General features: G+C 38.0%; 9 protein-coding genes. 7 read left to right on the top strand and 2 right to left on the bottom strand.

Going from position 1 to position 22,407, the window contains the following annotated elements; all coding sequences use genetic code 11:
* The first annotated feature begins 14 nt into the window (after positions 1-14).
* Complete coding sequence (locus tag C1A06_RS06785; protein ID WP_185116825.1) at positions 15-1,349, top strand: glycoside hydrolase family 43 protein; 1,335 nt, start codon at positions 15-17, stop codon at positions 1,347-1,349.
* Between the two features lie 70 nt (positions 1,350-1,419).
* Positions 1,420-4,041: a glycoside hydrolase family 31 protein gene (locus tag C1A06_RS06790; protein WP_101689492.1), complete on the top strand. Its 2,622-nt coding sequence runs from the start codon at positions 1,420-1,422 to the stop codon at positions 4,039-4,041.
* A 230-nt stretch (positions 4,042-4,271) separates the two neighbouring features.
* Here the strand turns inward: C1A06_RS06790 and C1A06_RS06795 are convergent, their stop codons facing one another.
* Together C1A06_RS06795 and C1A06_RS06800 are read right to left on the bottom strand one after the other, a co-directional pair.
* Entirely contained in the window at positions 4,272-5,966 is a 1,695-nt protein-coding gene (locus tag C1A06_RS06795) for a glycoside hydrolase family 43 protein (RefSeq protein WP_101689493.1), read from the bottom strand.
* A 305-nt stretch (positions 5,967-6,271) separates the two neighbouring features.
* Complete coding sequence (locus C1A06_RS06800; protein WP_245872018.1) at positions 6,272-10,360, bottom strand: hybrid sensor histidine kinase/response regulator transcription factor; 4,089 nt, start codon at positions 10,358-10,360, stop codon at positions 6,272-6,274.
* A gap of 402 nt (positions 10,361-10,762) precedes the next feature.
* Between C1A06_RS06800 and C1A06_RS06805 the strand changes: the two genes are divergently transcribed.
* The 5 genes from C1A06_RS06805 to C1A06_RS06825 all read left to right on the top strand — a co-directional run bounded on the left by C1A06_RS06805 (position 10,763) and on the right by C1A06_RS06825 (position 22,400).
* The gene (locus C1A06_RS06805; protein WP_101689495.1) at positions 10,763-13,867 is read left to right on the top strand and encodes a SusC/RagA family TonB-linked outer membrane protein; all 3,105 of its coding nucleotides are present in this window, start codon (positions 10,763-10,765) and stop codon (positions 13,865-13,867) included.
* Between the two features lie 22 nt (positions 13,868-13,889).
* On the top strand, positions 13,890-15,824 hold the full coding sequence (locus C1A06_RS06810) for a RagB/SusD family nutrient uptake outer membrane protein (RefSeq protein ID WP_101689496.1): 1,935 nt from the start codon (positions 13,890-13,892) through the stop codon (positions 15,822-15,824).
* A gap of 68 nt (positions 15,825-15,892) precedes the next feature.
* Positions 15,893-18,388 carry a glycosyl hydrolase 115 family protein gene (locus C1A06_RS06815; RefSeq protein ID WP_101689497.1) on the top strand — a complete coding sequence of 832 codons (2,496 nt, stop codon included), beginning with the start codon at positions 15,893-15,895 and terminating at the stop codon, positions 18,386-18,388.
* A gap of 25 nt (positions 18,389-18,413) precedes the next feature.
* Positions 18,414-20,975 (top strand): glycoside hydrolase family 11 protein, encoded by a 2,562-nt coding sequence (locus tag C1A06_RS06820; RefSeq protein ID WP_101689498.1) that lies wholly within the window; start codon positions 18,414-18,416, stop codon positions 20,973-20,975.
* Positions 20,976-20,987: 12 nt separating this feature from the next.
* Entirely contained in the window at positions 20,988-22,400 is a 1,413-nt protein-coding gene (locus C1A06_RS06825; RefSeq protein ID WP_101689499.1) for an MFS transporter, read from the top strand.
* Positions 22,401-22,407: the final 7 nt, after the last annotated feature.

The raw sequence follows: 22,407 nt of genomic DNA on the forward strand, positions 1-22,407 counted from the left end.
TAATAATGTTCGATATGGGAAATAAGATAAATTTGAGGCTGCTGATTGTGTTTTTTGCAATTATTAATTCGTTTGCTATCTATGCGCAAAGACCAGCTATTCAGACAAAATACACAGCAGATCCTGCACCGATGGTATATAATGACACTGTGTTTTTATATACAACTCACGATGAAGATGATGCTCAGGGCTTTAAAATGTTCGATTGGCTGCTTTATACATCTACCGATATGGTAAATTGGACCGATCATGGGGTAGTAGCTTCACTCAAAGATTTTGAGTGGGTGATACGAGATAATGGGGCATGGGCTCAGCAAGTAATAGAGAGGGATGGCAAATTTTATATGTATTGCCCCATACATGGACAAGGTATCGGCGTATTGGTTTCCGATTCGCCCTATGGACCTTTTGTCGACCCCCTTAAAAAGCCTTTGGTATGGCAAAAAGAGCATTGGGAAGATATAGATCCTTCAGTATTTATTGACGATGACGGACAAGCTTATATGTATTGGGGAAATCCGAATGTATATTATGTGAAACTGAATAAGGATATGCTTTCTTATTCGGGAGATATTGTAAAGCTGGCTGAAAAACCGGAGCATTATCAGGAAGGACCATGGGTATATAAACGTGATAAACATTATTATATGGCTTTTGCTTCAACATGTTGCCCCGAAGGTATAGGTTATGCAATGAGTGATAAACCAACGGGTCCATGGAAAACTCAAGGATATATTATGAAACCAACTCACAGATCAAGAGGTAATCACCCTGGGATCATTGACTATAAGGGTAAGTCCTATGTCTTCGGTCTAAATTATGACTTAATGCATATGGAGACGTTCAAACACCATGAGCGAAGATCGGCATCGGTGGCAAGAATGTTTTATAATACTGATGGTACTATTCAGGAAGTACCATATTGGTTGGATACAAGACTAGATCAGATTGAATCGTTTAATCCTTACCGCCGTGTAGAAGCAGAAACAATGGCTTGGGGATACGGATTAAAGACCGAAAAAATGCCTGATGGTAGAATAAGTGTAACCAATATTGATAATGGAGAATCATTATGTATTCGTGGAGTTGATTTTGGTAATGGAGCAAAAGAGTTTAGCGCATCGGTAGCCTCTCTTGTAGATGGAGGGTATATCGATATACGTTTAGATAGTACAGATGGACCCTTGGTAGGAACACTGAAGATACTTCCTTCGGGAGCAATGGATAGGTATCAATCGATATCGTGCTCGGTAGAAAATGCTATTGGAAAGCATGACCTATATTTCTGCTTTAGAAGTAATGCGCAAAAGAATAATTTATTCTTTTGGGATTCTTGGGAATTTAAATGAAAAGAATGCATATTCATTTTTTTGAGTTTCGATAAATATACTGTTATAAATAATCATTTAATTGTAGAAGATGAACCGATTGTTGATAAGGTGCCTATTGGCTGTATCGATATTGTCGTTATATAATTGTAGCAATAGCAAAAATAGTAAGGATATTGGTAACGGTCTGGAGATTTCTTTATCGGAAGGGAAACTACACCTTCTAGCTTTACACGATAATGCTGTACGAGTCCGATTTTTTAAACCTGACGCTTCTATCCAAGATGAATTAATCTACGTCCCTGAAGTTTCAACTCCAGTGTATGATATTATAGAAAATAAAGAAGAAGTTGTTCTTAAGCTAAAAAATATTATAGCAGTATTTGACAAGAATAGCGAGGCCCTTTCTTTTCAGAATCGAAATGGAGAAATAATTCTGGCAGAGAAAATAGGTGGGCGTATCATCAAGAATTCTTCAATACAAGGAGAAGCTACTTTTGAGGTAGAGCAGCATTTTTTTTCACCAAAAGATGAATATCTATATGGAACAGGGCAATTTCAAGATGGGTATTTGAACATAAGAGGATTAACTCGACGTTTGACTCAAGTGAATACTCAGATTGCCATTCCATTTGTTTTATCCAATAAAGGTTACGGCCTTCTGTGGAACAATTATGGATTGACAGACTATAATCCGGCGGATAAGTCTGTAGAACTTATTTCCATAGATAGTGATGGCGAAGCACATATAGTGAATGCTACAAGTACCAGTGGAAACAAAAGAGAACGAAGGCAGATAAATGCATTTGTTGGGTCTATTGAGGTACAAGAAGATGGTTATTATTCATTGTTGCTAGATGTTGGTCAGAAGATGGCACGAAAGCATTACCTATCGATCAATGGAGAAAAAGTTATCGATGTTAATAATACTTGGCTTCCACCCACTACATCCACTATAGTTCACTTGAAAGCTGGAATTCATAAAATAGAAGTACAAGGTGAACGGAATGATAAGCCTATCTTAAATTGGCATATGGTGGCAGACGAAACTGTATTTAGATCGCCAGTGGCTCAAGCTTTAGATTATACGGTTTTTGCAGGTACAGGTGACGAGGTAATCTCAAGTTATAGAAAATTGACCGGACCAGCACCATTAATGCCTTTGTGGGCAATGGGATACATTCATTGTAGAGAACGCTATAATACTCAGACTGAATTGTTGGAAAATGCGAAAGAATTTCGTCGCCGAAGATTACCAATTGACTTAATTGTACAAGATTGGCAATATTGGGGTAAATATGGTTGGAATGCTATGCAGTTTGACGAAGAACGTTATCCTGATCCTGCTAACATGGTACAAGAACTTCATAATATGAATATGAAATTGATGATTTCTGTATGGTCTAAAATAGATAGAGAATCAGAAGTCGGAGAACAAATGGCTGACAGAGGTTTTTATATTCCGGATAGCGATTGGATCGATTTTTTCAATCCAGATGCAGCAGCATTTTATTGGCAGAATTTTAGTGATAGGCTCCTTAAACCATACCAAATTGATGCTTGGTGGCAGGATGCTACCGAACCCGAAAATGACGATTTACAAGGGCGCAGAGTTAATAAAGGAAATACTCCGGGAGAGGTTTATCAAAATGTTTATCCTCTATTTGTGAGTAAGACTATTTATGAGGGATTGCGTAAAGACGATCCGAACAGGCGGGCTATGATTTTCACTCGTAGTGGCTTTTCGGGTATGCAACGTTATGGAGCTGCTACTTGGTCAGGTGATGTTGGGCATGATTGGGAAACCTTACGTCGACAAATTGTTGGAGGGCTAGGTCAAATGGCTTCCGGACTTCCGTGGTGGACATATGATGCTGGAGGATTCTTTCGTCCTAATGATCAATATACAAGTGTAGAGTATCACGAACAGTTTATACGTTGGTTCCAGATAAGCACATTTTTACCTTTGATGCGGGTTCATGGATACATGAGTAATACAGAACCGTGGAGATATGGCGAAAAAGTAGAAGATATAGCCAAACTGTATTTGAAACTACGTTATCGAATGCTCCCTTATATCTATTCAGGTAATGCAGCTGTATCATTTGATGGATCAACCCTTATGCGTCCGTTAGTAATGGATTATCCCAATGATATTCAGGCCTTAGAGCAGCGTTATCAGTTCATGTTTGGTCCATCATTATTGGTTGCTCCGGTTGTAGAAGGCGGAGTTGATCAATGGACGATTTATCTGCCTGAATTTCAAAATGGATGGTTTGATTTTTGGACCGGAAATAAATATGAAGGAGGAGAAACAATCAACATGGATGTTGATATTTCAAAGATACCATTGTTTGTAAAAGCCGGATCAATAATACCATTTGGACCAGAGAAACAATATGCATCGGAGGATACAGATGGCTCTTTGGAGATACGGATATATCCAGGTCAGGATGGATCATTTACAGTTTACGAAGACGAAGGCAATAATTATAATTACGAAAAGGGTGAATTCAGTACATTCAAGCTGAAGTGGAATGATAAAGAAAAGGTGTTGACCATAGGTAAACGAAGTGGATCATTTTCAGGAATGAAAGAGAATGTTAATATTGATGTTGTTATAGTTACTCCTAATTCAGGACTAGGAATGACGTCTTCCGAAATTGTAAAGACTGCAATTTACACGGGAGAAAAAATAGAAATAGAAATGTGAATTAGAAGATAAAAATATAATTTGGATAGTTCATTGATTCGATAAAATAATTCTTGGATTCGTTTTTGGTTTTCAGAAGAACATGTTGCGGTTCTATCAATGCTTATATGGCAGTTGAAGTTATGACCGCAACATGTTTTTTGATGAAAATGAACCTATCTAATTAAGCAATAATCTGTTGATTGTTTTTATGAATAAACCGGATAATTCTTTCTCGATCCTAGTAGAATTTAGATGTCGGCTTTGTAACTCCCAGTGGCATACATGCCTATCATAGCTCCAGTGAAACCACCAGCAGATTCGGTACTTAAATTTTTAGCATCAATATCTTCTGCTACAATCTTCCAGGTCTGTCCCTGATCGAATGATACGTAGAAACTGTATTTGTCTTTGACTCCTTTGACTTTTAGCTTAATCGCGTCCGATTCGTATTCTGAGGGAATTTCTATTTGTGCTATACGTTTATTCTCTTTTTGCGCACGATCTAATATAATATATGGATTGTTTCCGATCAACGTTTTTGCGAGGACAAAGTTGTGTACTTCGTTTTGGTAACACACAAGTCCAGCCATTTCATTTGCAGATTTAGGAGCAAAAGTTAGTGCGGTCTCAGCTTCAAATTCAGAATGTTGCTGGCGACGACCGATGAAAGCCGGATTTGCTATAGCGCTTATATTTATAGCAATAGGTTTTAGCTCTAGACCATTACTACCAAAATTGAACCAATCTCCTTTCGGCGTTCTGATAAATTGCCATTCATTTGCTAATATTTGAGTATCGAAATTATCGCGCCAAACGAAGTTGCCGGTCAGGTAGCTTTTCTGTGGAGTCAGACCTTCTTTCTTTACAATTGTAGGGATAGGCAAATCTTTATCTAAAATAACCGGATGATTATTTTCCCATTTTACAGGCAGTAAAAATGTCTCGCGCCCCGTATTATAATGGTTACCTTCGTAAGGACGGCATCCGAGAAAAACAGCATACCAATCGCCTTCGGGCGTATCAATTAAATCAGCATGTCCTACACTAGTTACAATATCAGGACGGTGCTCTGGTAATCCTTTTTGTGAAAGTATCGGGTTGTTTTTGTATGGTATATACGGTCCTTTCACATTGTCAGAGCTTAGTATCACTTCGGTATGATTGACACTTGTACCACCTTCAGCTGCCATCAGATAATATTTCCCGTTTACTTTATAGATATGAGGCCCTTCAATCCAAATGGGTTTTGTACTTCTGTCAACTCCGGCGTCAAGAATAACTTTCCGTTCGCCGAAGGTTTGGTCAGTTTCTGTATCATAGTCATGTATCCAAATAGCTCTGTGCCCATCCCATTCAGGAGTTCCTTCGGGTGCATCATTGTGAACAATATATGCCTTACCGTCTTCGTCGAAAAATAAAGAAGGGTCTATACCTCCAACATTTGGCAAAGGGATCGGGTCAGACCAATTGTTGAGCATTGGGTCTTTTGTTTTCACTACAAAATTTCCGATACCATCAACACAAGTTGTAATCATGTAAAAAGTATCATTGTATTTATTGTATTCAATAGCCGGAGCATATATACCTCCCGAGAGCCTTATACTGTCGAGTTGCAATTGCGATGGACGATTCAATACATGTCCGATTTGTTTCCAATTGACTAAGTCGGTACTATGAAAAATTGGCACTCCCGGATAATAGGAAAATGTCGAGTTTACCATAAAATAGTCGTTGCCTTTTCGGCAAATACTGGGATCGGGATAAAATCCGGCCAAGATTGGATTGAAATATTCGTTCTGCAGATCAATATCTTTATCAAACCTTTTGTCCATTCCCCGATATTCGAAATAGCTGAACACGGCTTTATCCGTTGTGTTTTTTACGCAAGTTGCCATTGTGAGAATCATAACAATACCTAAAGTCAATGTAGTGAGTTTTTTCATGTTATTTCCAATTGATTTATATTTTGCGATAAATGTAAGATGCTATCTCTTTATTTGGAAGAATAAATGTAACAGAAGCTTTTCTACATGATACAACCGCTTAATAGAGCATGAAAAATTGATCACTAACAATTCCAGTTGTGCTGTAATTATACTTGACACGACATGTTACTTTATAAAAAAAGTAACACATGTGTACAAAATATCACCATTCTAGAGTATTGCTAATACTAGTTTGTTTGAGGTGATATATCTAAAATAATATAGATAAAGTTATATCCTTTTATAGCGAATTTTATATAGGCTTATGTATTGTTTTTATCTTTTTCTGAATTACTATTGCTATATTCAGAGGGCGATACTCCGTAGAATTCTTTAAAAGCATTTGAAAAATGTGATAGATTAGTGAATCCGACAGCATAGGCAACTTCAGAGACTGTTAGTTTCTTGTTAGTTAAGAGCGATGCTGCTTGTTTCAAACGAATACCTCTTATGAAATCGCGTGCAGACTGGCTTGTCAATTCTTTCAATTTGCGATGTAAATGGACACGGCTTATACCAGAGTTTTCGGCAAGCATCTCAACATTGAGATTGGGATTGGATATATTGTCGTTGATAAATTTCATTATTCTTTCGATCAATATATCATCAGATGATTTTAATTCGATGCTCTTAATCTTATCGTCTTGATGCTGCTTACCTCCAAATTTATTCTTGAGCAATTCTCTGTTTTCGATGAGATTGCTAATCGTCTGTCTCAGTATATCAGTGTTGAATGGTTTGGATAGATAAGCATCTGCTCCGATCTCCAGACCTTCGATCTTATCTTCGGGTTTAGTCTTTGCAGTCAACAATATGATCGGAATATGGTTTATATTGATATTCTGTTTTATTTTTCGACTTAGCATTATTCCATCCATCTCGGGCATCATTACATCACTGATGATAAGATCTACATGCTCTTTCATTACTATATCCAACGCTTCTTTACCGTTTCGGGCTTCTAATATTTTATATCTGTCCGAAAGCTCGTCCTGAATATATTGGCGTATTTCGTCTTCGTCCTCTACTAATAATAGTCTGTATTTTGTTTTAGGTTTGACTTTTTTCTCTTGCTTGTCAGTTTCGATATTTTTGTACAGATTATCTGGAATATCTAGACTGTCCATTGCCAGACGATAAGGGCTTACCGCAAGCTCGCTATGCGGTGCCTCTAGTTCTTCAGCTCTGAAATGAGCATTGCCCAACGGTAATCGGATTATAAATTTACTGCCGCGTACATCTTTTCTGTTTTCGGCATACAATATACCATGATGCATTTCGACAAGTAGTTTTGCCAGATGCAAGCCTATACCTGTTCCAAAGTTTGAGTTTGTCTGATCATTATTGATTTGATAGAAGCGTTCGAATATATTTTCTATCTTATCTTCATCCAGACCTATTCCAGTATCGGCAATTGTTATTTCGAAATATTTATTCAAGTTCTCCTTGTCGTTATCGTTTCCTCCCACGGCAAGAGATACTTTGATCTCTCCATCGTCCGGTGTATATTTGAAAGCATTAGAAAGAATATTCAGTAAAACTTTGTCAAAGTTGTTGAGGTCTATCCAAACCATTAGCGATCTCATTTCGTGTTCGAAAATGAAATTTATATTCTTCTTTTTAGCCTGATATTCAAAAGTTAACATTAAATCATTAATGAAACCAACTACATCTGTTTCTCTGCAACTCAATTTCATTTGACCTTTATCGAGCTTTCGGATATCCATCAATTGATTGATAAGACGAAGAATGCGCTGCGAGTTGCGGTGAATCATCTGATATATTTTGTGTGTATCTTCATCTTTGTTCTCTTTTATGAGCTTCTCTAATGGGTTTATAATTAGAGTCATAGGTGTGCGTATTTCGTGCGAAATATTGATGAAGAACTGAAGCTTTGCTTCGCTGACCTTTTCTGCATGGTCTTTCTGCATCAATTGTTGCTTGTATCTGATTCGCGATATAGTGTAAGCAACTATTCCATATATGATCAACATGACCAGAATAGCATACATCCAATTTGCCCATACTGATTTGTACCATGGTGGAACAATCTTAATTTGATATGTTTTTATAGGTGAATAATTACCATTATCATTTGCTCTGACTTTGAATGTATAATTGCCAGGAGGTAGATTATTATATGTAATTCTATTTACGCCATTAGCAGTACTGAGCCATTCCATATCAACATTTTCTATCATATACTGATATGATATTCGTTTCGAATATGCAAAGTCGAATGTCGAGAATTCGAAACTGAAAGTATTATCATTATAATTCAGTGTAAATCGTTCGGTATCGGTGCCAGATACGATGTCGCGATTGTCAGATTTATCTCGTTTATTTATGATTTTGTTGTATATATAGAAATTGGTTAACGAGATATCAAGAGGTCTGTTCTTTTCAATTATCTCCTTCGGGAAAAAGCTGGTTACGCCACTTGTTCCGCCAAAAAATACTTTGCCTTGATTGTCTTTAAATACTGCTCCTCTCGAAAATTCATTCCCCTGCAATCCGTCCGACACATAGTAGTTCACAAATTGTTTCGTATCTGTCTTGAGCTTGCTGATACCTTGATAAGTACTTATCCAAATATTTTGATCCTCATCTTCGCATATTCCGCATATCACATCGTTTGCCAAGCCCTCTTTGGTTGTGTAATTAGTAAATTCTTGAGATTGTTTGTCAAACATAAAAAGCCCCGTCGATGTACCTATCCAGATATTACCTTTCTCATCTTCGGTTAATGCCTGAACTACTGTTTCGGGCAGAATATTGTTTCTCCCGGAAAATGTAAGGTATGTTTTTTTTATCGGATCGTAACAACTAAGCCCTTTGAAATGACCTACCCATATTAATCCGTCTTTATCACACATCAAAGCATTTATCCAGTCGTTGGCAAGTTCATCTACTGTAAGAAGATCCATTTCTCGTTTCGAGGATTCGTGTGCTTCTAGTATTTTTCCATCCTTGTCCAGAATAAAAAAGCCGGAACCATAAGTACCCACGAGTAAATGTCCACTACTGTTTTCGGTTATACAATAGACTTTCTTATCCGATAGGTAATCAATATATTTACAGTTACCTGTTTCTCTATCCAATTTGGCCAATCCATCCGTATACGAGCCTAACCAAATGCTTCCATGTAAATCTTCGTGAATACTATACACAATATCGGGAGCCGAATTAGGAGAAGATGTTTTTTTATAATGATAGATTTGTTCTCCTTTATTATTTATGCCATATGTGCCATCATTGTCTGTTCCTATCCATGTTATTCCTTTACTATCTTTATGTATTGCTGTTACAGAACTCGAGCCAATGATATTGTAATTTAATGATTTGTATCCGAAATAATTGAACTTACTTTTGGTATTTGGTATAAAGAACAGACCTTTTTGAAAGAATCCCAACCAAATATTTTTATCTCTATCCAATAGTATTGAGTGTATCTTACTTTTCGAAAAATCGAAAGGAGTAGAGCTTATTTCATAGTCTTCTATAATATTTTTGTTTTTATTATATGTCATCAACCCCTGTCCATCGGTACCGATGTATAGTCTGTCATCATCATCAACAACTAATGACTTTATGAAAAGTTGAGAATTACCTTTATGTCTGATAGGGTGAAATTTATCACTTTCCGGATCATATTTACTTAGTCCTTTTGTCAATGTACCTACATAGATATTACCTTGCGAATCTTCGTTTATCGTCGAAATGTTATTACTGTTTATCGTAATAGGTGTTTTGTAAGATCTAATTTCTTTTGTTTTAGGGTTATAGCAATTCAGTCCTTCATTTTCCGATCCAATCCAAATATTATGCTGCGAATCTTCGAAAATAAAGTTGAGATAGATGCTATTCAACGAGTTTGTTAAGTCTGTTTCAGACTTAAATACAAGAGTTCCTTTTTTAGCAGAAAAAATACCTTGACCTGAGGTAGCGAGCCAAATGTCACCATTATGAATTTCAATGATTGATGTGATATGTGGATATACATTTTTGCTATCTCTGGTCAGAATTATCTCTTCGAAAGAGTCTGTATCGCGGTTGTATAGCATCAGACCTGAGATTGTTCCAATGTATAGATTTTCTGAACTATCTTCAAATATAGTCCTTACATAGTTATGTTTTAATGATTCAGAATCACCTTCAATATGCTTATATGTTGAAAAATTATTTCCGTCAAATTTATTGAGACCGTATTCGGTAGCAATCCATATATAACCTTGTTTATCTTGATAAACTTTATTTATAAAACTACTAGCTAGTCCATTTTCGGTTGAATATAAATTTGCTGTTTGGGCATATAATGAAAGATTCAGCATAGCACTAATTAGAATTAGCATTATGTGTAAAATATAATACTTCTTGTTTTTCAGCATATCAGTTACAGTTATAAATACTGAGAATGGTTATTGTCTAGAAACTAAAAAACGCTTATCTCAACTTTTACTCTCAGAGTAATTACTCAAAGTTAAGAAATATTAGAATAAGTCGTCTCTCTCGAGATCGTTTAGTAGTGTTATTATCGGCTTTATCTTGTTTTCAGGAAGAGATGTAACGTATAGCAAAGCATATGTAACAAAAATAGAATTGAATGTTACGTTGAAAATGGAGTCTGATACAAAAACAGGTCCTTTATTCGTATAATAAAACTAGTTTTGTTTTGTCATTCTACATAGGTGAAAAAGATACTTTCGAAAAACAATTAATTAAAGAAACATTTCAAACATTTAATTATCATTTCTATGAAAAACTGTATTGTTATAAAACCAACAATTAGGTTACTATTGTTGATGTTGTTTTTACCGCTCATGGCTTTTGCCCAAAAGGCTCAAGTTAACGGAACGGTAAAAGATCAGAGTGGAGAAACTTTGATTGGTGTTAGTGTAGTTGAGAAAGGGACCACTAATGGAACTATAACAGACCTCGATGGAAAGTACGAATTAGCAACACAAAACAATGCTATTTTGGAGTTTTCGTATATAGGTTATGTATCACAGAGTATAGAAGTTAATGGTCGTAGCCAGATTGATGTGATTTTGCGTGAAGACAATAAAGTACTCGAAGAAGTAGTGGTTGTAGGTTACGGTACTCAGCGAAAAGAGGCGGTTACCGGATCAGTTGCTTCGATGCGAGGCGATGTGTTACGCGAAGTTCAAACAGGGAATGTAACATCTGCTCTTGCAGGACGTATGCCCGGGGTGCAGCTGTCACAAACAAGTTCGAAGCCCGGTTCGGATATGCAAATCCGTATTCGCGGAACACGTTCGTTTAGTGCCGACAATAATCCTCTGATAGTTTTGGATGGTATCCCTTTTGCCGGAACAATAGGTGATATCAACCCAAATGATATCAAAAGTCTAGATATCCTTAAAGATGCTTCAGCTACAGCTATCTATGGTTCTCGTGGAGCTAATGGTGTAATCATCATCACAACAAATAAAGGTGTAGCAGGGCAAAAAGCAAAAGTAACTTACAACGCTTATTTAGGAGCAAAGACTCTTTATCACAGATATCCGATGATGTCGGGTAGCCAATTATATCAACTTCGACAAGATGCTGGAATATACAGCGAAAAAGATGAAAGTGGAAGTACTCGTCCTACTTTAGGAATGGATGAGGTGCAGGGAGTTGATACCGATTGGCAAGATTTAATGTTTAAAACTGCTATGGTAATGAGCCACGATATAGGTGTATCGGGAGGAAGTGAAACCGGTAGCTATAATATAGGTGTTGGTTACTTCGAAGATCAGTCATTATTGCCGGGTCAAGATTATAATCGTATAAATTTGAGAGCTACTATAGATCAGAATATCGGGAAATATGTTCGAGTAGGATTATCTTCAAATAGTAACTATAATGTTACTAAAGGTCAAAGTTTAGGCTTGTATAATACATTGGCTATATCGCCAATGATCAACCCTTGGGATGAAGATGGCAATTGGAAAAACAGAGTAGAATCTGTAGCTGATAAATATTGGTCGTTCTCAAGAGATGCGATTGAGGGTTTAGGAGATAAATATGCTGATAAACAACGCGTCTATGCTTCGTATAACTCTCTTTATGGAGAAGTGAAAATACCTGGAGTAGAAGGTTTAAGTTATCGAATTAATATCGGACTTAATATAAGAAGTCTTGATAGAGGACGATATCAAGGAATGGGGGTATTTAGCGATACACCGGATGCTGCTTCATCAGGATCGAGAGAAAAAGCTTCAACAACTCAATGGGTAGCTGAGAATGTTCTAACTTATGATAAGTTTTTTGGTAAACACCATTTGAACGTAGTGGGGCTATATTCGGCAGAACAAACTAAATATGAACGCTCATATATATCTGCGACAAATATTCCTTCCGATCATTTTCAGTATTGGAATCTGGGACAAGCCGAAAAATCGAATGTTACGTTTAATCCAAAAGAACAGAAATATGAAGTTAGTGCATTGAAGTCATGGATGGGGCGTGTGATGTATGATTACGATAGCCGCTATATGTTCTCTTTTGCTCTTCGTTCCGATGGCTCTTCTCGCTTGGCTAAAGGTCATCAATGGCATACTTATCCGGCAATTTCTGCAGGGTGGAATATCGCAAGAGAATCTTTTATGGAGAATGTTGACTGGATGGATAACCTTAAATTGCGTTTAGGGTGGGGACAAACATCTAATCAGGCTGTATCTCCTTATGCAACACTAGGTAGCTTGGATACACGTCCATACAACTTCGGAGACGAAGGTACTACAGGGTATTATGTTACAGAAGTTCCTAACAACGAGTTGGATTGGGAGTACTCGATAACATATAATGCCGGAGTAGATTTCTCTCTACTAAACAATCGTTTATGGGGTAGCCTAGAGTACTATATCGTTGATACAGAAGATATCCTGATGAAAGTTCCTATGCCTCAAACTTCGGGAGTAGGTAGCTATTGGGCAAATGTGGGAAAATCACAAAATAAAGGTATCGAATTGTCACTTAATGGTGTGATTATAGATAATATGAATGGTTGGACATGGGAAGCTGGGCTTAACTTCTATAAGAACAAAAATAAAGTTGTTGCTTTAGCTAGTGGACAAGATAGAGAAGAAGATATGAAATTATTCGTAGGTCATTCAATCAACTCAATCTACGATCATCAAAAGATCGGACTTTGGCAAGAAGGTGATCCTTTCCTAACTCAATACGAGCCTGGAGGTAATGTGGGGATGGTCAAAGTAAAATATACTGGCGAATATAATGAAGATGGATCTCCCGTAAGAGAAATTGGTGCTCAAGACCGTCAAATTATGAATGCCGATCCGGATTGGCAAGGTGGTTTCAATACGCGCGTTGCTTATAAGAACTGGGATTTAAATATTATTGGTACATATCAACATGGTGGTATACTTGTCAGTTCATTACACTCATCGAATGGTTATCTGAATATGTTAACAGGTAGACGTGGAAACGTAGATGTAGATTACTGGACACCAGAAAACACGAATGCAAAATATCCAAGACCAGGCGGTATCCAGAGTGGAGATAACCCGAAATATGGTAGTACACTAGGTTATTTTGATGGTTCATATTTCAAAGTAGGTCAAATTACATTAGGCTATAACCTTAATCCGAATGCATCATGGTTCAGAAAAGTTGGTTTAAGTAGTGCTCGCGTTTACTTCACAGTACAAAATGCTTTTGTATTTGGATCTTCATTTAACCGTGAAACAGGACTAGATCCGGTAACAAACTCTTACGGTGACGAAAATGCAGCTGTAACATCAAGTTTGCCATACAGCAGAAATACACTGACTGTAGGAACTAATACTCCTCAGACTCGTAACTATGTGTTTGGTTTGAATTTATCATTCTAAATGTCTTAAAACTAGAAACAAAATGAAAAATATAAGAATAATAATTGGAGCCGCTCTTTTTGCGATGCTTACATTTTCATGCAGCGATAATTTGTTGGATGAAAAACCACGAGGAACAGCCGATCCCGATTTCTTCAAAACCGAAGAAGGCGTTCGCGGAGGTCTGACCTCTCTATATGCACACACTAGATGGATTTTTGGCCAGTATTTTTATGCTGCCGCTCAAAATGGAACAGATGAATCTACCTATGCACAGAGTGCTGACAACAACTTTAAGGATACAGATATGTCGGGTGCAGGTTCGCTAACACCTAGCACCAGTCGTTCAGATGCTTTGTGGGGTGCAGCTTTCTCAAACATTAATACAGCAAGTGGTATTATCGAAAATGCCGCAGCTGTAGGCTTATCAGAAGCAATGATCGCTGAAGCTCGTTTCTTCCGTGCGTGGGATTATTTTATGCTTGTACAGACATTCGGAGGTGTTCCTCTTGATCTTGGTTCCGGTGAATTGAAGTTCAACAGTTCTACATCTCGTACATCAGTACGTAATACCGTTCCTGAAGTTTATACGAAAGCTATTTTCCCAGATATGATAGCTGCTGTTCAGCATCTTCCGGAAAAAGGCCGTGTAACTGGAGGATTGACAAAAACTGCAGCCAGATTGTTTTTATCAAAAGCATACCTTACTTATGCATGGTGGCTGGAGAACCCTAATAGTATTCCTACATATCCGGAAACTCCAAGAGTAGATCCGGACGGACATGATGCAGCATGGTATTATCAGGAAGCTTATAATGTGGCTTTAGAAGGAATTAAAAATCCTGCAGGGTTTGCACTTCAACCTACATTCTATGATGTACACCTAGGTAGTAACGATCGCAATAGTGAGATCGTATTATATAGTGACCATATTGAAGACGAATATTACAATCAAGCCAGCTTGTCTTGGAGTAATGGTGGTGCTCCGGAAAGTTTCGCAGTTTGGTTTGCAACATGGAACTATACAGATATCAGGAGTTCTGTTGATGGGGAAAATTACGGAACTTCGTCGGTACAACGTGAGGCAGTACAATGGGGTGGACGTCCTTGGACCCGTATGTGCCCTACTATAGATGTAATTACTGAGACTTTTGCAGATAAGAAAAATGATAGCCGTTATGACGGAACATTCGTTACTGTTTATCGTGGTAACTGGGAAAAAGCTGGTGTTGCGAATGAAGTATTATATAATGCAAATGGTTTGCCTATCAAAAATGGAGATCCTATCCTTACTTTCTTAGACGAAGAACCCGAGACTGCTATAACTTATCCAACAGGATCAGGACAAAGCAATATCGGTGCCGGAACTCTTCCTGATAGAGCCGATTGGGTAATTGCGCCTAGTGGTATTAGCCGAGTAGTTTATCCAGGGCTTTGGAAGTTAGGTACTTACCGTACGGACAACGGATCGGGATTGGGCCAACCTAATGGTGCTATCACTCGTCCTTGGAATATTGCGAAATTCTCTGAATTTTACTTCATAGCAGCAGAAGCAGCAGTGAAGGGTGCAAAAGGTGAAATGGATGCTCGCGAGCTTATCAACGTAATTCGTGCTCGTGCTGGTAAATGGCGTTGGCATAACAACAATAATGTTGAAATGATTGTAGATAATAGTGCTGCAATGATCGAAGCTACTCCAGCGGTTGATAAAATTGATATCGAATATATATTAGCAGAGCGTTCTCGCGAATACTATGGCGAAGGCTATCGCTGGTATGACCTTGTACGTACACAAAGCTGGGCTGATATAGCTGGTTCATACACAATCTGTGGAAGCAGTAAAGGTGATCATGATCCTAAGGTGACAAACCGTACCATATTGCCTTATCATTATTTACGTCCAATTCCACAAAGCCAATTGGACCGGATGACTATGTCGGAAGCTGAGAAGAAAGCTTATCAGAACCCTAATTATTAAAATTCTGTGAAATAATAAAATTAATAGGTTGGAGGATCAGCCTCCAGCCTATTGATAAAATAAATACCATGAAAAAAACTTTAAGTATATCGCTGTTTTCCCTGTTATTAGTGTTGTTACCAATAATGTTGTCGGCAAAAGAAAAATTTGTATTTACTGAAAATGATACGGATCACTTTCCGCTAGTAGTCAACAAAGTACCTCTGTCAATCATTGTTGACGAAAATGATGATAAAGGAGTGCTTCGGGCAGTGAATATTTTGAATGAAGATTTCAGAAAAGTTACTGGTAATACACCAAACCAAGGAAAAAGTAAATATGCCCTGATTATTGGAACAGTTGGCAAATCAACACTAATTGATAACCTTGTCAAACAAGGAAAAATTCAATCGAAAGACTTACAAAACAAGAACGAAAAATATTTAATAACGAATATTGCCAATCCTTGCGAGGGGGTAGAAGAAGCTATTGTCATTGCGGGTAGCGATAAACGTGGAACAATATACGGGATATACGAACTATCGGCACAGATAGGAGTATCTCCATGGTATTACTGGGCAGATGTTCCGGTAGAACAAAAAGACAATTTATATTTCAAAAAAGGCACATACACCGAGGGTGAACCTGCGGTTAAATATAGAGGAATTTTTCTGAATGACGAATGGCCCGCACTTGGAGGTTGGGCACAAGCTACATTCGGAGGATTCAATCATAAATTCTACGAAAAAGTATTCGAACTAATCTTACGTTTGAAAGGAAACTTCATGTGGCCAGCCATGTGGAACAGTGCATTTTATGATGACGATCCGCTCAATGGACCATTGGCCGATGAATATGGTATTGTGATGAGCACATCACATCACGAGCCGATGGCGTTGGCACAGAAAGATTGGCACAGAAGAGGAAAAGGTGAATGGAATTACAATACAAATAATAAAACATTAAAAGAATTCTGGAAATCGGGCATCGAACGCAGTAAAGATTGGGAGCAGGTGGTTACCATCGGTATGCGTGGCGATGGCGATGAAGCAATGGAAGAAGGAACGAACATTGCTCTATTAGAGAAAATAGTTCGAGATCAACGTAAAATTATTTCAGAAGTTACTGGTAAACCTGCAGAAAAAATGCCTCAGGTCTGGGCATTGTATAAAGAAGTGCAGGATTATTATGATCATGGAATGCGTGTGCCGGATGATGTAACACTGTTGTTTTGTGATGATAACTGGGGTAATGTTCGTAAACTTCCCGAATTGAATGCTCCGAAACGTAAAGGCGGCTATGGAATGTATTATCATTTCGATTATGTGGGAGGACCACGAAATTCGAAATGGATAAACGTTACACAGATACAACGTACTTGGGAACAGATGAATCTGGCCTATCGTTATGGTGTCGACCGCATATGGGTAGTGAATGTGGGAGACTTGAAGCCAATGGAATATCCAATCAGTTTCTTTATGGATATGGCTTGGAATCCCGATCGATTTGATGGGACCAATCTACAGCAACATACCGAAGAATGGTGTGCTCAGCAATTTGGAGAAAAATATAAAAAGGAATTAGCAAGACTTATCAATCTTTATACAAAATATAATCATCGTATAACACCCGAATTACTGGATGATACAACCTTTAGTTTGGATAATTACAATGAGTTCGAAACAGTTGTAAATGAATATCGCGACTTATTGATAGATGCAATGCGTTTTTATAACCTTATTCCTTGTAAATATAGAGATAGTTATGATCAGCTGATCCTATTCCCTATAAATGCTACTTGTAATCTATATGAAATGTACTATGCAGTGGCCAAGAATAAAGTTTATGCTTCGAAGAATGATGTTAAAGCCAATTATTGGGCGGATAAAGTAAAAGAATGCTTCGATCGAGACTCGTTACTGACAGTTCATTTTCATGAGAATATTACAAATGGCAAGTGGATTCATATGATGGATCAGGTACGTATTGGCTATACGTATTGGCAGCAACCTGACAAGAGCGTGATGCCTAAGGTTGTCTATGTGGATGTGCCGGCAGGATCAAAAGAGCCAATATTTGAGGAAGCAGACGGTTATGTTTCCATCGAAGCTCAGAATTACGCAAAAGCAAATAATGGAAAGAAAGTGTCGTGGATAACAATTCCCGATATGGGTAAAACTCTTTCGGCTCTGACTACAAATTCAGTGACAGAGACCCCTGATGAGAATGTTTATCTGGAATATAAAGTAAACCTAAAGACGATAGGAGAAGCTAAGCTGACTCTATTCTTATCTCCGACTTTAAATTTTAATGGTAATAGAGGTCTGCGTTATGCTGTGTCAATTGATGGTGGCAAAGAGCAGATCGTAAATTTCAACGGACATTATAGAGGAGAATTGGCTGAATGGCAAGCGAACCGAATTATCGAATCATCAACCAATCTTCTGATTGATAAAGCGGGTACTCATACCATCCGTATTCGTCCGTTGGATCAAGGTATCGTGCTTCAAAAGCTAATACTTGACTTGGGAGGGCTTCTACCTAGTTATTTAGGCGCTCCGCAAAGTAAGAATATAAATGAATAAGCTATCATCTTAGGAATAAAACAATATGGGAAATTTAATCAGAATATTATTCACATTACTTATTGTATTGGGTTTTACGGGAGTAGAAGCCAAAGTAAGATTGCCTCGCCTTATTAGCGATGGTATGATATTGCAACGTGATACGGAAGTCAAAATATGGGGATGGGCTGCTTCAGGAGAAACTGTCAATTTGAAGTTTCTGAGCCAGAACTACAAGACTAAAGCCGACAAAAAAGGCAACTGGTCGATCATCATTCCAGCACAGAAAGCAGGAGGCCCATATACGATGGAAGTAAATGATATTCAGATTAACGATGTATTGTTTGGAGATGTTTGGTTATGTTCTGGACAATCAAACATGGAATTACCTATTCGTCGCGTATTGGATTTATATCAAGAAGAAGTACAATCGGTGAATAATCCGAATATAAGACATTTCAGAGTTCCTATAAGATATGATTTCGTCGAAGCAAAAGATGACCTTGATGGAGGTACTTGGCAGATGACGAATCCGGAGAGCATACTCGAATTCTCGGCAGTAGCCTATTTTTTTGCTAAAGAATTATACGATAAATACAATGTACCGATCGGACTTATAAATTCGAGTGTAGGCGGTTCTCCTGCCGAAGCTTGGATCAGTATGGATGCTGTCAAAAAGTATCCGGTACATGAAGCTGAAGCTAAGAAGTATGCTGCTAAAGGGTATATAGATAATGTAAGGAAAGAGGAACAAGCTAAAAATAACGCATGGTATGCTGAAATGATGAGATTGGATAAAGGTCTCGGTATCTGGGATAAAGAACAAGTGAATACTGCCGATTGGGGCGACTATTATCTTCCGGGTCTGTGGCGTGATAAGGCGATGAACATCAGAAATGGAGTTGTTTGGCTACGCCGTTCTTTCGAAATATCTGAAGAAGATTCCGGAAAGCCGGCAACATTACGTCTAGGATATATAATTGATTCTGACTCTGCATTTATCAATGGCAAATTTGTAGGAACTACCGGATATCAATATCCTCCGCGAATCTATCAAATACCGGAGGGTATACTCAAAGCTGGTAAGAACTTCGTTACTGTTAGAGTGGTAACAAATCCCAATGGCGGATTTCAGGAAGATAAACCTTATAAGATTATTTTAGATAATAAAACGATAGATCTGACTGGAGTCTGGAAATACAATACCGGAGCTGAATTGCCGTCAGCGCCGTCTACTACATTCTTTCAGTACAAACCTACGGGGCTTTTCAATAGTATGATTGCACCGATAAATAATTATAAGCTAAAAGGAGTTATTTGGTATCAGGGTGAATCCAATCTGGGCAGAGCCAAAGAATATAAAAGCTTGATGCAGGATTTGATAAACGGTTGGCGTGAAAAATTCAACGAACCTATGCTACCTTTCATATATGCTCAATTGCCGGAACTGAATAAAGCATGGAATCAACCATCGGAAAGTGGTTTAGCCGAACTGCGTGAAGCTCAGCGTGAAATTCTTAACCTGCCGGCTACAGGTATGGCTGTTACATTAGGATTGGGAGAATGGAACGATATTCATCCTCTAAACAAAAAGGGTGTCGCTGGTCTTCTTGCACTCGAGGCTAGACGAGTTGCCTATAAAGAAAATGATATAACTACTTCTGGTCCAAAATTGATACGTGCAATGGTAAAGGATATTAGCATTATTCTTTCGTTCAATTCGGTTGGATCAGGCTTATATTCAAATCAAATATTAAATGGTTTTACAATTGCAGGAGCAGACGGAAAATACGTTTGGGCGAATGCCTCTGTAATATCCGAAAATAGAGTCCGAGTATGGAGTCATTTAGTACAGCAACCTGTTTCGGTTCGTTATGCATGGGCAGATAATCCTCAGGGAGCAAATTTGAAAAACAAAGAAGGCTTATTTGCATCGCCATTTATGGTCACAGAATCTGATCTTACATCACCGGACATTATATCAGAAAATGAAGTAGGGGTACATGATGATTTCAATTACGAACTTTGGAAAGATCATGGCGATGTGAGCATGATTCTGAAAGAGGGGGGAGCTTTCGAATGTAAGTGGACTGATATAAACAATGTTCTGTTTCGTACTGGTAAGAAGTTCGATATGACGAAAAATCATCGCGATCTAGGTCCAATTTCAGTTGATTACGACTGTGATTATCAACCAAATGGAAATTCATATCTGTGTGTCTATGGGTGGTCAGTAGACCCACTTGTCGAGTTTTATGTTGTAGAATCGTGGGGCAGTTGGCGTCCGCCTGGTGCCGAGCCTATAGGAACTGTTGAAGTAGATGGTGGAACATATGAGATATATAAAACAATGCGAATAAATCAACCTTCTATTATAGGCGACACTACTTTTCCGCAATATTGGAGTGTTCGTACCGACCGAAAAACTCAAGGAAATATTTCTCTGAGCGATCATTTTGAAGCATGGGAAAAGCTTGATCTCGGATTAGGTAAAATATTCGAAATTGCATTTTGTGTAGAAGGCTTCCGAAGCAGTGGTGCTGCCAATTTGAAAAGTCATGTACTGACTATCGGAGATACAACAATTGGTTCAGATCGGAAAAAATAAAAATTTAATTATATGGAATCAATATCACAAGTAACAACAGAATCGAAAGGTTTTTATAAACTATCGAGATTGCAACGTATTGGCTTTGGATCGGGCGACTTGGCTCAGAACCTTATTTATCAAACCGTTGCCCAATATTTACTTATTTTTTATACTAATGTTTACGGCTTGCCAGCTGCTACGGCTGCAATTATGTTTCTTATCGTTCGCTTGGTTGATGTTGTCTGGGATCCACTGGTAGGAGCGTTTGTTGATAAACACAATCCGAAAATGGGTAAATACCGTTCGTATCTGGTTTTAGGAGGAATTCCTCTGACCGGATTTGCTATTCTTTGTTTCTGGAATGGTTTTTCAGGATCATTGGTTTATGCTTACATTACCTATGTCGGTCTGTCTATGTGTTATACACTTATTAATGTTCCTTACGGAGCATTGAATGCATCGTTGACTCGCGATACTGACGAAATAACTAAACTGACTTCGGTGCGCATGTTCCTAGCCAATCTTGGAGGATTAGCCGTTGCTTATGGTATTCCAATTATTGTAAAAACTCTTTCTCCTGATGGAAAAATAAACTCGGTAGAATCGGGAAATGCTTGGTTCATCACAATGACAATATATGCTGTAGTAGGTTTAGCGTTGCTTATTTTTTGTTACACTCAGACAAAAGAACGTGTTGTGATGGACGAAAAGGATACTGAAAATGTAAAAGTATCTGATTTGTGGATCGAATTCAAGCATAACAAGCCGTTACGTGTATTAGCATTTTTCTTCATCACAGCTTTTGCTATGATGGCTATCGGCAACTCGGCTGGTTCGTATTATATGATCTACAATGTTCAAGCTCCCGACTGGTTGCCTTATTTTGCGGCTTTAGGTTCTATACCTGCATTTATTTTCATGCCGATGGTTCCGGCTATCAAACGTACGATCGGGAAAAAACAAATGTTTTATGTCTTTCTTTCGGTTGCTATAATAGGAATGGCGATGTTATACATAATATCTGTTGTTCCTGCACTCAAGACACAAGTTTGGTTGGTATTGGTTGCTCAGTTTGTTAAATCCACTGGAATCATTGTAGCTACCGGTTATATGTGGGCTTTAGTTCCCGAAGTTATCTCTTATGGGGAATATACTACCGGTAAACGTATCTCGGGAATAGTGAATGCTCTGACTGGGATCTTTTTTAAAGCAGGTATGGCTTTGGGTGGCGTTGTACCGGGATTTGTTCTTGCGTTTGTTGGTTTCGATGAAAAAAACACAGTCAGTCAATCGCCTTTTGCCGAACAAGGCATATTATGGCTCGTTGCTGTTATTCCGGCAATATTACTTCTTGTAGCTATGTTCATTATCTCGAAATATGAATTGGAAGACAATGTAATAGATAAAATAAACATGGAAATAGAGGAGAGATACAAAAAATAAACTTTTA

Source organism: Dysgonomonas massiliensis (assembly GCF_900240225.1).
Lineage (GTDB): Bacteria > Bacteroidota > Bacteroidia > Bacteroidales > Dysgonomonadaceae > Dysgonomonas > Dysgonomonas massiliensis.

What these genes read in the sequence shown, in the direction of transcription:
- C1A06_RS06785 (WP_185116825.1), top strand. Translation starts at nt 15, where the DNA reads ATGGGAAATAAGATAAATTTGAGGCTGCTGATTGTGTTTTTTGCAATT.
- C1A06_RS06790 (WP_101689492.1), top strand. Translation starts at nt 1,420, where the DNA reads ATGAACCGATTGTTGATAAGGTGCCTATTGGCTGTATCGATATTGTCG.
- C1A06_RS06795 (WP_101689493.1), bottom strand. Translation starts at nt 5,966, where the DNA reads ATGAAAAAACTCACTACATTGACTTTAGGTATTGTTATGATTCTCACA.
- C1A06_RS06800 (WP_245872018.1), bottom strand. Translation starts at nt 10,360, where the DNA reads ATGCTAATTCTAATTAGTGCTATGCTGAATCTTTCATTATATGCCCAA.
- C1A06_RS06805 (WP_101689495.1), top strand. Translation starts at nt 10,763, where the DNA reads ATGAAAAACTGTATTGTTATAAAACCAACAATTAGGTTACTATTGTTG.
- C1A06_RS06810 (WP_101689496.1), top strand. Translation starts at nt 13,890, where the DNA reads ATGAAAAATATAAGAATAATAATTGGAGCCGCTCTTTTTGCGATGCTT.
- C1A06_RS06815 (WP_101689497.1), top strand. Translation starts at nt 15,893, where the DNA reads ATGAAAAAAACTTTAAGTATATCGCTGTTTTCCCTGTTATTAGTGTTG.
- C1A06_RS06820 (WP_101689498.1), top strand. Translation starts at nt 18,414, where the DNA reads ATGGGAAATTTAATCAGAATATTATTCACATTACTTATTGTATTGGGT.
- C1A06_RS06825 (WP_101689499.1), top strand. Translation starts at nt 20,988, where the DNA reads ATGGAATCAATATCACAAGTAACAACAGAATCGAAAGGTTTTTATAAA.